The organism is Paenibacillus sp. FSL F4-0122, from assembly GCF_038002845.1.
GTDB classification, from domain to species: Bacteria; Bacillota; Bacilli; order Paenibacillales; family Paenibacillaceae; genus Paenibacillus_AQ; species Paenibacillus_AQ odorifer.
The window spans coordinates 556,487-569,715 of sequence record NZ_JBBODI010000001.1 but is presented as its reverse complement, the minus strand read 5'-3'; the positions used below and the strand labels follow the sequence as shown (position 1 = coordinate 569,715).

The window sequence follows — 13,229 nt, the reverse complement described above, 5'->3', positions numbered from 1 at the left end:
GTAGCTTGCTGTGGCCAAACAATACAAGAGTACGGGTGGAACTGCATTTGATGTATTCAATTATATATTTTTAGGGATTATCGGAATCGTAGCGATTCTCCCTTTCCTCTTTGTGGTTTCGGGCTCCTTCGCTACAGATGCGGAAATTACTAAACGTGCCGTATTCCTGATCCCGACCACGATTTCATTTGACGCCTACCGATTTATCTTTTCAACAGATACGATTATGCGCAGTATAGGGGTTTCTATTTATGTTACGGTAATCGGAACTGTCGTTAATTTATTCTTCACGGTAACAATGGCTTATCCGATGGCAAAACGATATCTGATGGGCCGTAATTTGGTACTCAACCTTGTTATTTTTACGATGCTGTTCGGTGGAGGAATGATTCCAACCTATCTCGTCATTCGGGAACTGCATCTGCTGGATACGCTCAATTCTCTTATTTTACCGGGAGCAATTAGCGCCTTTAACCTGATTATTGTCAAAAACTTTTTTCAGGAGCTGCCTATAGAAATGGAAGAAGCGGCGCGTATTGATGGTTGTTCTGAGCTGGGCTTGTTGTGGAAGATAGTCCTTCCGTTATCCAAACCGGTTCTTGCTACATTTACGTTGTTCTATGCTGTGGGACATTGGAACAATTTCTTCTCGGCACTGCTCTACATTACGGATCCGACAAAATGGCCTTTGCAGGTGATGCTGCGACAGATCGTAATGTTGTCCCAATCTGCAGCTGGCGATATGAGTTCTATGGATCCGAGCTTTGTGCAGCCACCGGAGCAGTCGATTAAAATGGCGGTTATTGTAGTAGGTACTCTACCAATTTTATGTGTGTACCCATTTCTGCAAAAACATTTCGCTAAAGGGGTGATGCTGGGTTCTGTTAAAGGATAGCAAACTTAACTTATTCCAATTTGGAGGTATAATAATGGAAGCTAATCGTTCGGTAAAAAAGAAGCGCTGGTTGTTACTTTTACTTGTGGCTATGATGGTTACCACTGTTGTTGCAGGTTGCTCAGGTAATGAATCTGCAGGTTCTAACAGCAAAAGTGAGGGGAGTAGTAATACTGGAGAAGAGAAAAGCGAGTCCCCGCTGGATCTGACCCTCATGCTGCCGATATTCAAAACAAATTATCCGAAGGATGGCAGTCCGGTTGCTGCTGAACTGGAGAAACAGACCCACACAAAAATCCACTTTGAGTGGGTCCCGAACGCATCTTATGCAGATAAATTTAATATTACGCTAGCTTCTGGGAAGCTGCCGACTATTATCTACGTGGGGGATGTTAAGGCTTCTAGTTTTGTGAACGCTGCCAAATCGGGCGCATTCTGGGAAGTAGGGCCTTATCTTAAGGATTATCCGAATTTAAGCCAAGCGAACCCGGTTATTCTGAAAAACTCGGCTATTGATGGGAAGAATTACGGAATCTATCGGGGGCGTGTACTCGGCCGTAACGGTATGGTTTTCCGTAAGGATTGGCTGGAGAAGGTGGGGCTGCAAACACCGCAGACGGTAGATGATTTCTACAATATGCTGAAAGCGTTCAAGGAAAAAGATCCAGACGGCAATGGTAAAGAGGATACTTATGGCATGGTGCTGGTCAAATGGAGCGGCCAGTGGGCCAGCGGTTTTGATACTATTAAGTTATGGTTTGGAACACCGAATAAATGGGGCGTGCAAGATGGCAAGCTGGTGCCTGAGCATGAATATCCAGAATATTTGGAAGCGCTTAAGTTCATGAAGAAGCTGTATGATGAGAAATTGATCAACTCCGACTTCGCAGTTATGGATAGTGCCAAATGGACAGATCCGATCGTGAACAATAAGGCAGGAGTAATCGTCGATGTGGTCGATACAGGTGCCCGGGTGGATGATAAAATTCACGCTGCGCTAGAAAAAGAAGGCAAAGACGAACCGGATAAACATTATGTAGATGTAAGCGGGGGCGTAACAGGTACGGATGGCAAGCTACATACATTGCCGACCTCTGGTTTCTCGGGCATGCTGGCTATTCCAAAATCATCTGTGAAGAGCGAAGAAGAACTGAAACGGGTACTGGCTTTTCTAGATCAAATCAATAATCCGGAATTACAAACGATGTTAGGTTTTGGTTTGGAAGGTACTCACTACACTATGGTGGATGGTTTTATTGAACGCTCCAAAGACACTGTCCTTCTGGAGTCAGAAGTGGAAGGGTTAAACCAAATTCTGGCCTTTATACCTGAGGACAAATCCAAGACTGTAGCTCAGACACCGCTGCGGCTTAAACAAATCGAAGTTCAGAAAGCAAATGAAGCTTCGATCGTGGTTAATCCGGCAGAGGCCTTTATTTCCACAGTATATTCCCAAAAGGGTGCTCAACTTGACAATGTAATTAATGATGCACGCATAAAGTATATTGTAGGACAAATTGATGAAGCTGAATTGAAATCAGCATTTGATGTATGGAGAAAAACAGGTGGAGATGATTTAGTTAAGGAAATGAACGAGTTATACGCTAAGGCTGACCACTAGATCCTTCCTAGTGCTTTTATCCGGCTGGAAAGGATCTGAGGAGCAAAACGAATGTGGTTCGATTGCACTTCAAATTTATCTGATTCGGCTGGTGAGAGCATAGTGATGAGAAATGTGGCGAAATGGAAGCGTTATACAAAAGGCTGGTCAGGCTGTAAGGGCCGATATTATCGTAAAAATCTGATCATTATGCTGGTGGTGTCATCCATTCCGGGGTTTATTATTGGTGCGCTTGTCTACTGGATGGCAGGGGGACGCCTGGAGAGCGAGCTGCTGCAGATGCATAACAGGCAGATTGAACAGCGGGCGGCTAATATTGATGATCAACTGTCCAATCTGGAGCTGATGCTGGCACATTGGGCCTTTGATCCCAAGTTTGATTACAGCTTGAATGGCCTTGATTTTATTCAGGATCATGAGCGGGCTTGGGATATTACGAAGACACTCGTAGTGATGCAGGGCTCGAACACGATGACGAGTAACGTTGAACTCTATCTATCAGGAGATCATCCATTACTATTTAATCCCGAATATGGCACGATTGACTCCAGCGCGGTATCGGGTCAATATGACAAATTGATTGATACTGAACAAAGCACCTATTGGACGCAGTGGGCATTCGATCCCAATAAACCAAATGTCAAAGAATTAACGCTTGTCCATCATATTCCGGGCGGAAGCTTGAAGCCCTTCGGGGCTCTTTTGCTCCGCATGGATACGGAGAAAGTAGCTGCGATGCTACGAACTATGACACCTTATAATAGCGGCGAGACATTTTTGCTGCAGACGACGGGGGATTTGTACGTATCTGCTGGAGACAGTGCCGAGGATTCTCCCTTACTTACCGCATTGCATAATGAGATTGTGAAACGGAGCGCGAACCATGAGTCAAATCTTGAGTCCTCTTTTCTCTTCGACTGGGGTAAGGCTACATATGCAGTGACTTATGGTGAGTTTTCCCGACTCTCCGCAGATTGGCTCTATGTGTCCGCTTCACCGATAACCAGCATAACTTCACCTGTCGTCTTCATTTCGAGACTGATATTTTTAGTTAGCTTTAGTGCTTTGCTGCTGGCGGCGATTCTGTCTTGGTTTGCTTCCCGTAAAATCTATTCACCGATAGGACGGTTGCTGCAGACTTTGTTGCCTGACCAAGCGGCGGCTGCGAGTAGGGAGGATGAGTTCATTCTGATTGAACGGCATTGGCAGAACTTGCACGGGGAGAGCCATGCCCTGAAGTACACTCTTTCCGAGCAGCTTCCACATGTGAAGGAAAGCTTCCTGCATCAGCTGTTTCAGGGGTATTTATATTCTTATTCTGAGCAGGATCTGCAAAGCCGGATGCGGCGTTTTAAGTGGGAAGTAGAGGATTGTCATTATATTATTCTTTATATTCAGCTTACAGGCATCTCCAGCCAGGAGGGGAAGTTCCGCAACGGTGATGAAAGTCTTGTATCATTCGCCGCCGTCAATATTATCGGAGAATTGTCTGCCGAGCACTTTAAGCAGGCTGATATTATCAATTTCCATGATCTCACGGCAGGATTACTTCTTATCGAACCCGTTGCGAATCCATCGCTGGAAGCGGTGCAAGCCTTTAGCGAAGAACTGACAGGAACGATTAATCGCATGTTAAAAATGAGGGTAACAGTGGCGTTTAGTGCACCGGTTGGAAGGATATCCGGTATTCCGCTAGCGTTCGAGGCTGCGAAGCAAGCCGCTAGTTATCGCCAGTTTGGTGGTGAGAACCAGATTATTAATATGGAGCTACTGGATCGTGAGGGGCAAAGTACGCCTGAACCGCAATATTCGTTCACTTTGGAGCGCGGAATGATTCAGGCCCTGCGCACAGGAGAAGCGGAAGAGGCTTACCGGCTGTTGGAGGAATTTCTGGAGGCACTGTGTGCCAATGGGGCAAAAGTGATTGATGTGCAGCAGGGCATGCTTCATTTGTTAGGCAGTATTCAGCACGCCATTATGGTCTCAGGCATTCATCCAAACCAACTGTTCAAAGGGGCTAATCTGTACGCGGCACTGTCGCAAATTCATGAGCCGAAGCTTATCCTTGCCTGGTTTCAGGAAAAGGTAGTCGCACCGTATCTGACGGAGCTGAGCGAGCGTTCTGATGCCGGAATCAAACGGACGATTGAGCATGCCATGATGTATATCAATGAGCATTATATGGATAATATTTCGCTGGATGGATGTGCGGATTATACAGGGATCAGCCCATTTTTACTGAGTAAATCATTCAAACGGGTCACCGGGAAAAATTTCATTGATTATCTGACCGAATTGCGGCTTGATAAAGCCAAGGAGCTGCTGCGTGATACCTCGCTGCGAATTAACGATGTAGCTGAACAGGTGGGTTATCAGCATAGCTATTTTAACCGGATTTTTAAGAAACAAGAGGGAATAACCCCAAGCCGCTATAGAGAGCTAAGCCATAATAATGAAGCTCTTTAAAAGTAAGTGGACGTGCGGCGAAGAACGTATAAAGGAGATGGTTGTTGTGCCTACGGCTCTGCCGATTAGCCTGCATTGGCTAAAAAAGCCCGCTATTGATGTGGGTGTTACCTGGGGGGTTCCTTGGAAAAAAGGAGCGCTCGACAGGGAATCGTTAAAGAATCTCTGCTTAAGTATGCCGAAGAACGAAAAGCTTGTGCCGCTGCAAAGCTGGCCGGCAGCTTTTTGGCCTGACGGGAGCATCAAATGGTCCACGCACTCGGCAGTAAACAAAAATTCGGATATTCAGCAGGATTCCTTAGCGACAATGACAATAAATCAAGCGGCTCCAGCTACGGAAATGACTGAGCGACTAACTGTGCAGGAAACAGAGGAAGCTTTCATTATAGATACAGGTGTTATTATTTGCACGGTTAACAAGCAGGGGAAGGGTCTTATCCGCAGTATTGTGCGCAGAAATCCGGCGGACACGGAAGGAACCGAAGTATGCAGTAATGGAGAGCTTGTATGTATACGTGAACAGAGAGATGAGGGTGCTGGCACCCTGAGCATACGTGAGGAGCGATTCACAGGACGAACGTTAAGTGCCATCCTTGAACAGGACGGACCTGTTCGCGCAGTGGTGAAGCTAGAGGGACTTCACCAAGCTTCACACAATGCTCGTGAGTGGCTTCCCTATACGTTACGTTTATATTTTTATGCTGGGCTGGAGTCTATTCGATTAGTTCATACGTTTCATTATGACGGTAATCCACAGCAGGATTTTATTAAAGGATTAGGAATAGAATTCACAGTGCCGCTGCGTGGACCGCTTTACAACCGCCATGTTCGTTTTGCCGGAGATAGCGGCTTGTTTAGCGAGTCTCCTAAGACGTTGCATACACGGCGAACCAAAGGTAAGTACCGTGATTTATTCGTCGATCAGGTAGCAGGATGTGCTGTGAAATTTGATCCAGAAGAGGATGCCTATTTCCTTAGTTTATTGGATGACTCCGCGACTTGGGGCAGCTTTCGGCTGGTTCAAGATTCTTCCGAGCATTATGGGATCTGGAAGCGGACAGAGGATGGGTGCGCTTGGATCAAGGCAGCAGAAGGCCGCCGGGCAGGTGGGCTTGGTTATGTTGGAGCAGAGGGTGGAGGGCTAGCCGTCGGGATGAAGAATTTCTGGCGTAAGCATCCGGCAGGAATGGAGATTGGTTCCACTGCCACAGATGCGGCAGCTCTTACTGTCTGGTTCTGGTCACCTGATGCGGCAGCTATGGACTTGCGGCATTATGATACAAAAACACATGTGGAATCCTCGTATGAAGGTGCAGAAGAATTACGGGCCACTCCATTTGGTATCGCTAATACTAGCGAGCTAACATTCTGGTGTACGGCGCAGACTCCCGGGCCTGAATTGTTGCAGCGGATGCAGGCAGAAGCTGAAGAACCTTCATTGCTGGTTTGTGAACCAACTTATTATCATGAAGCGGGTGCTTTTGGTTTCTGGAGTTTGCCTGATCGGAGCACGCCAGCCAAGGTGTATCTGGAAGAGCGGCTGGACGGGATCATCTCCTTTTACAAGGAAGAGATCGAGCAGCGCAAATGGTACGGTTTTTGGGACTACGGAGATTTCATGCACAGCTACGATCCGGTCAGACATGTATGGAACTATGATCTCGGTGGCTGTGCCTGGCAGAATTCCGAGCTGGTGCCAAATATGTGGTTGTGGGTAACGTTTCTCCGGTCCGGGAGAGCGGATGTGTTCCGAATGGCCGAAGCTATGACCAGGCATACGAGTGAGGTAGATGTATATCATTTTGGCGAATACGCCGGACTAGGCTCGCGGCATAATGTCATCCACTGGGGCTGCGGCTGCAAAGAGGCTCGTATCGCTATGGCGGGTCTGCATCGCTACTATTATTATCTGACCGGAGACGAGCGGGTCGGCGATATTATGGACAGTGTAAAGGATGCTGATTATTCAACAGTTACTCTGGACCCGATGCGGGCGTATTTTCCGAAGGATGAATTCCCCACTCATGTTAGGGTGGGTCCGGACTGGGCGGCCTTTAGCTCTAATTGGATGACCCGCTGGGAGCGGTTCGAGGATACCGCTTATCGTGACAAGATTATAACAGGCATGAATTGCATCAAAAGGGCAAATTTACGGCTTTTATCTGGTCCCACATATGGGTATGATCCGGCAACTGGCCTATTGTCGGGAATGGGCGACGATAACTGGGGGCGTCATCTAGCGATTAGTATGGGAGGTCCGCAGGTGTGGTTCGAGCTGGCGGCAATGCTGGAGGACTCGGACTGGGAAGATATGCTGGCTGAGTTCGGCGTATTTTATAATTTGCCACAAGAAGAGAAGGACGCATTTACAGGAGGGTTGATTTCAGGAAAACTCCGTTTTGAGCATCCTGTGCTCAGCGTAGCCATTGCTGCATATGGAGCATATTACCGCAAGGATCCGGCGACGGCAGAGCGGTGTTGGACGATTTTGCTGGAGAATCCATTTGGTTGTGTGAATCTACAGGAGGAAGCTGATCGGGTCACTTATATGACTGAGTTAAATGAGATCGATTGGATGAATACAAATGAAGCCTCGCAGTGGTCTTTAAATACGATCATTGCCTTGGAATTAATCGGTAGTGCTATACCGGAACTCGCGAATTGAAGGCTTCATTGTGGGGAGGAATGATTTATGGCTAGGCCGATGCAGGACACGGGTATAGGTGGTTTGATCCCTGAAGCATGGAAACCAATCTACCATAATCCCCTCGCTTCAACTAGTGATATCGCTGGATTCCAGATGGAGGGAGAGGGAACGGTTTCCTTCCCTTTGCAACGAATGAGATTAGAGAGCACTATCCATGCCGAGGCCGGACAACAAGCAAATGTCGTTCTCTGGTGTCCAGAGGAGTTCCCGGCAGACCTCGCCGTATCGTGGAAATTCCGCCCATTGTGTGAGCCGGGGTTGGCGATTTTGTTTATAGCGGCCAAAGGAGAGGGTGGGAAGGATTTATTTGATTCCACGCTTGCTCGCCGTACGGGTGAATATGATCAATACCATCACGGGCAGATAGACACGTATCATATCTCGTATTTTCGCAGGCGTTGGGTGGAAGAACGTGAATTTCACACCTGTAATTTGCGCAAAAGTTATGGTTTTCATCTGGTTGCGCAGGCAGCCGATCCGCTTCCGGACGTCAGCGACATGACTGAGCCCTACCGGATGTTAGTGGTGAAACGTGGCCCTATGCTGTCTTTTGCAATCAATGAACTGCCGATTTTTACATGGATAGATGATGGTGAAACCTATGGGCCGCTACTGACAGGCGGGAAAATTGGGTTCCGACAGATGGCACCCCTGATTGCTGAATACTCGAATCTGACGGTTTTTGGACAGTAATGCGAAGGAGGCTTCAGATTGATGTCTATTATTTATTATTGTTACCCTGAGGGCAGACATAAGGCGCTTACAATGAGCTATGATGACGGCAGACGGGCTGACGAAAGATTGGTTGGACTATTTAACCGCCATGGGATTAGAGGAACATTTCATCTCAATTCTGGCCTGCTGGGTGAAGGTGATCGTATTACGGCAGATGAAATAACTGAGCTGTACCAGGGACATGAAGTATCTGTCCATACGCAACACCATCCGACGCTGGCCCGTTGTCCGCAGGAGCAAATCATCCATGAGATTATGGAGGATCGAAAATATTTTGAGACGCTACTCCAGGTGCCGATACGGGGAATGTCTTATCCTAACGGTTCCTTTAACAAGGAGATAAAGAAGCTTTTGCCTCATTTAGGCATGGAATATGCCCGTGTGGTACAGACCACTGGCGGCGGCTTTGGGCTGCCGGAGGATTGGCTGGAATGGCGGGGGACTTGCCATCATAATGATCATTTGCTGGAGCATGCGGAGCAGTTCGTGAAGCTGCATAAACGGCAGTATTTATATCTGATGTATGTGTGGGGCCATAGTTATGAATTTGATAACGATAATAACTGGGAGCTGATGGAAAGCTTCTGTGAAGCAGTGGGAGGACTGGAGGAAATCTGGTACGCCACAAATATTGAACTCGTTCATTATATGAAGGCTTGTGAAGCCCTTATTTTCTCCGCTGCTAGGGATTTTGTATATAATCCGGGAGCGGTATCTGTCTGGCTGGAAATCGACGGTGTGATTATAGAAGTAGCAGGCGGACAAACCGTCCGTTTCCCTGAGATCTAATCGAAGAGAGAAGACAGGAGGATTCTAATGAGAACGAAGGACACACAATCAGTCTATCAGCTGGCAAAAGTAGATATTTCCGCTGCTGGTCCACGCTGTAAAATGCTTATTGGCGATCTGAATGGGGATGGACGTGCAGAAATGCTGCTGGTCCAGCCGGATAATCGCCAGGATGTTCGTTATATTCCCCATCAGGTGCAATGCCTGACCGCTTTTGATATGGATGGCAAGCTGCTGTGGCAGGTGGGCACACCCGATCCTGACGCTGGCAGCCAAGGCTCGGACTATCCAGCGCAAGTTTATGATATAGATGGTGATGGGTCGCTGGAAGTATTATGTGTAATGGATGGACGTTTTCATATTTTTGAAGGTTCAACAGGAACGGTTAAGTCCATATACGACTTACCTGCTGAACATGCACATGATTGTATTATCATTGCCAATCTAACAGGGCAAGAACATGCTTCCGACATCATTCTGAAGGACCGTTATCATCAACTGTGGGTCTTGGATAAGAATTTCAATTTATTATGGACGCATACAGGCAATGTAGGACATTATCCGTGGGTTCACGATCTTCATGGAAATGGACAGGATCAAGTGATGGCAGGTTATGATCTGCTTGATTCTAAAGGTAATTTATTATGGAGCTGCCACGATCTGGATGACCACGCGGACTGTATTTGGGTTGGCGATGTGAATGGAGATGGTTATCCTGAACTGGTTGTCGGCGGAAGCGTAACGGTGATGTATGACCGGGACGGGCAAGAGCTTTGGCGTTATGACGGTTCTATAGAGTCACAGCATCTGGCGTTAGGCCGATTCCGGCCCGAACTGCCTGGTCTTCAGGTTGCCGGGCTGGACCGAATGATCCGCGAAGATGACGGCAAAGGGCTGAAGGGCAAGGATGCGTTGTTTCTTCTAGACTGTAATGGCAAGGAACTGTGGAAAGAAGAACGCACAACCGACGGTTGGCTGACTATAGTGGAAGCTGTGAGCAACTGGCAAGTGGGTTCTCCGGATTATATTCTCGCGTACCGCCGGGGAGGCGGGGTATATCCTGCTTTGTACGATGGACATATGCAGGTTGTAGCTGAATTCAAGGAGGAAGGTTATGCCGTTCACGGCGATCTTCTGGGATGTGGCAGCGAACAGGTTGTAATTTATAATGATGAGTCAGCAACGGTATATTCAAGCGAGTGGATAGATATTAGTACCTGTGCCTCTGAGAAATCGTTACCTCAGCCTAAAAGATTGTACAGCTCGACGCTGTATCCCGGTGGAGAAATAACGGTGTGAAGGAGGATATGCTTAGTGAGTACTTATATTCCAGAATACTTTCCTGATCCTGATTGTATTGCCAAATATAATGGGGGCAAAATCGAAAATGTACTGGCCGCTGTGGCCAGCCGTTTTATCGGTGCCTATCCCCCGCAGCCTCCGGTTTACCGGGTACATTCACAGAGTGGTTTCAAACGGCTCCGCGACTGCCGTTACGATATGAATCTGGAAGAACGACTGCCGGAGCTAGAGGCAGGACAATTCGTATATGTATGGGGAAAGCTGTGGAGTGACAATGAGGTAGAAGCCCCTTTCTCAGTTAGTTGCTACAGTCCAGTTAAGGTTTACATAAATGGACGTCTGGTGTTTAGCTCCAATCTAAATGATGATGTGTTTCCGGACCGGAGGACGTTTTTTCGGGCGGGCATGGATAAAGGCTGGAACCATCTTGTGCTGGAGTATGTAGCAACAGGTACAGGTTGCGGAGGGGTTTTTGGAACGGGCAGCGTCAAAGGTGCACCGGTACACTTTCTTACTCCAACGGCGCAGTTAAGCGGTTGTGAAGGTTGGATTTATAGTGGACCCCAACAGACGTCTTGGGCAGCTTGGCTGGAAGCTGATTTCACTGAAGAGCAGATGACAGCTCGCTGCGCTTGGTTTCCGACGCCGCAATGGTCGCCACAGGAACAGGCAACTGGCAACTGTTCACGTATATTTGGGGAATTACTAGGAGCCAAGGCGTTTGCTTGGTGTAAGCTGGAAGTTAAGAGCCTACAGAAAGATGACATACGCCTGCAAGGTAGCTATCGTGGAATGGCTGAAATCTCTATCTATGTGAATGGGAAACTTGTAGCTGAGCACCAGAACGTGAACGGCACGCTGGATATCCAACTGGAGCTTGGTTATGGACTACATGATCTCGTCGTGGAGTCCGTCTGCGGAGAGGGGAATTGGGGATTTGAACTGGACGTACGGTCTGGTGGTGTTCAGAGTAGTCTCGTGCAACCTTATTCAGTTGAAGGATTAACTGATCCTTGGCTGTACCTTGGACTATTCACCTCGGGGACAGCGCCGAAAGTCTTAGAACTGACCTCTATGGATACTTTATTTGGGGAAGCGGATGAAGTAACCTTTTGGCGGGTGGACCAACCGAATAGCTGGGTTAGGCCTTATTTGGAGAGTGTTATGTTTGGGCGCTGGAATTACCCTCTAGGCGTAACCCTGTACGGATTGCTGAGAACAGGAGTAGAGCTTAAGGCCCCCCATTATGCCGAATATGCACAACACCATATTGAGCAATGTACAGGGCTGCACGAATATGCCTTATGGGACCTTGAACGTTATGGCGCTCCGGGCATCAATCATCAGCTGGCGCTGATGGATTCGCTGGACGACTGCGGATCCTTCGGGGCAACGATGCTGGAAGCAAATAAGCTTCGTCCACTACAGGGCGCACCGGAAGCTGCTGCTGAAATTGCCAATTACATTACTAAAGTGCAGAGCAGGCTGCCTGACGGAGCTCTGTATCGGACCAGTGGCACAGTTGATTTCATGCAGCAGACGATGTGGTGTGATGATCTGTATATGAGCACGCCTTTTCTAAGCAAATATTATAAATTGACCGGAAATGCGGCTTATCTTGATGATGCGGCGGCGCAGTTTTTACATTACAAGGAGCGGCTGTTCCAGCCGGAGCTTGGCATTATGCATCATGTATATGATTATAAGTTTAATAAACCCAATGGCGTGCCTTGGGGCAGAGGTAATGGTTGGGTGATTTTCTCGCTGACTGAGCTGCTTGAAGTTATGCCTGAGCAACATCCGTTGCGGGCTGATTTACTTGATTATTTCCGTGAGCTTAGTAAAGGCTATCTTAAGCTGCAAGATGAGCATGGCTTATGGCATCAAGTGTTGACGGATCCTGAGTCTTACGCGGAGGCTTCTTGTACCTCTATGTTTATTTATGCTTTTGCTAGAGGCGTCCGTTGCGGTTGGCTGCTGGAACCGGAGTCATACGTAACCTCTGCACTCCACGGCTGGAGCGGCTTAACCCGTCATTGTATTGACAAACAAGGCAATGTTTACGGTGTCTGCCGCGGTTCGGGTTATTCGTTTAACAAACTGTATTATAAAGATGAATTGACCTGGCAATTAAACGATACACATGGGATTGGCATCGTGCTGCTGGCCGGAATTGAGGTTCACAGGCTTGTACGAGATTTGGAAATGAAATCACATAACGAAGCAAAATGAATGGCATGATGAGGAATGAGACGACCGTATTAATCACAAAATGACAGCGGAGCAGCGATACTCCATTAGTGGGGATCGCTGCTCTTGTTATGCGTTACAGTGCTACCTAAACCCCCGAAACCCCGAAACCCCCCGGCCCCCCCGAAACCGCCGATTACTCCTGCGAGACAAAGTTATGCGGACCCAGATGACGTTATTTGCAGATTTATTGCTTATTCGGCAGGGGTTCGGACTCCAGTGACGTTATTCCTTCGGAAACGCTCAATATAGGTAGCTTTTTATACCAATAGCGACTATGGGGTCCGATAAAATCCCAAAATAGCGATTATGCTGCGAATAAGGTCCACTGGGTCCGATAGCCTCATGAACTTTGTTCGCGCGAAAAGGTAATCTAGGGACGGGGTATTGTTATTGCCTCAATGCTCCGGATGCCCCCGTATGCCCATGGCAGTTCACATAAGGTGCTTTTGATCGACGGAGCG

The 13,229-nt window shown here is 47.8% G+C and carries 8 protein-coding genes; all 8 read left to right on the top strand.

Features of this window, described 5'->3' with window-relative positions; all coding sequences use genetic code 11:
* The first annotated feature begins 10 nt into the window (after positions 1-10).
* Genes MHH49_RS02285 through MHH49_RS02250 form a run of 8 tightly spaced genes read left to right on the top strand, consistent with a single transcriptional unit; the run spans position 11 to position 12,747 of the window.
* Positions 11-895: a carbohydrate ABC transporter permease gene (locus tag MHH49_RS02285; protein WP_036675671.1), complete on the top strand. Its 885-nt coding sequence runs from the start codon at positions 11-13 to the stop codon at positions 893-895.
* 34 nt (positions 896-929) lie between these two features.
* Positions 930-2,516, top strand: a complete 1,587-nt coding sequence (locus MHH49_RS02280) for an extracellular solute-binding protein (RefSeq protein ID WP_076275353.1) — start codon at positions 930-932, stop codon at positions 2,514-2,516.
* 51 nt (positions 2,517-2,567) lie between these two features.
* The gene (locus MHH49_RS02275; RefSeq protein ID WP_081389379.1) at positions 2,568-4,982 is read left to right on the top strand and encodes a helix-turn-helix domain-containing protein; all 2,415 of its coding nucleotides are present in this window, start codon (positions 2,568-2,570) and stop codon (positions 4,980-4,982) included.
* A gap of 46 nt (positions 4,983-5,028) precedes the next feature.
* Positions 5,029-7,647 (top strand): exo-rhamnogalacturonan lyase family protein, encoded by a 2,619-nt coding sequence (locus MHH49_RS02270; RefSeq protein WP_445667550.1) that lies wholly within the window; start codon positions 5,029-5,031, stop codon positions 7,645-7,647.
* Positions 7,648-7,674: 27 nt separating this feature from the next.
* Complete coding sequence (locus MHH49_RS02265) at positions 7,675-8,382, top strand: DUF1961 family protein (RefSeq protein WP_341137853.1); 708 nt, start codon at positions 7,675-7,677, stop codon at positions 8,380-8,382.
* Between the two features lie 21 nt (positions 8,383-8,403).
* Positions 8,404-9,213 (top strand): polysaccharide deacetylase family protein, encoded by an 810-nt coding sequence (locus tag MHH49_RS02260; protein WP_038569480.1) that lies wholly within the window; start codon positions 8,404-8,406, stop codon positions 9,211-9,213.
* Positions 9,214-9,240: 27 nt separating this feature from the next.
* Positions 9,241-10,512, top strand: a complete 1,272-nt coding sequence (locus tag MHH49_RS02255; RefSeq protein ID WP_038569482.1) for a rhamnogalacturonan lyase family protein — start codon at positions 9,241-9,243, stop codon at positions 10,510-10,512.
* Between the two features lie 15 nt (positions 10,513-10,527).
* Entirely contained in the window at positions 10,528-12,747 is a 2,220-nt protein-coding gene (locus MHH49_RS02250) for a glycoside hydrolase family 88/105 protein (RefSeq protein WP_176462569.1), read from the top strand.
* The last annotated feature ends 482 nt before the right edge of the window (positions 12,748-13,229 follow it).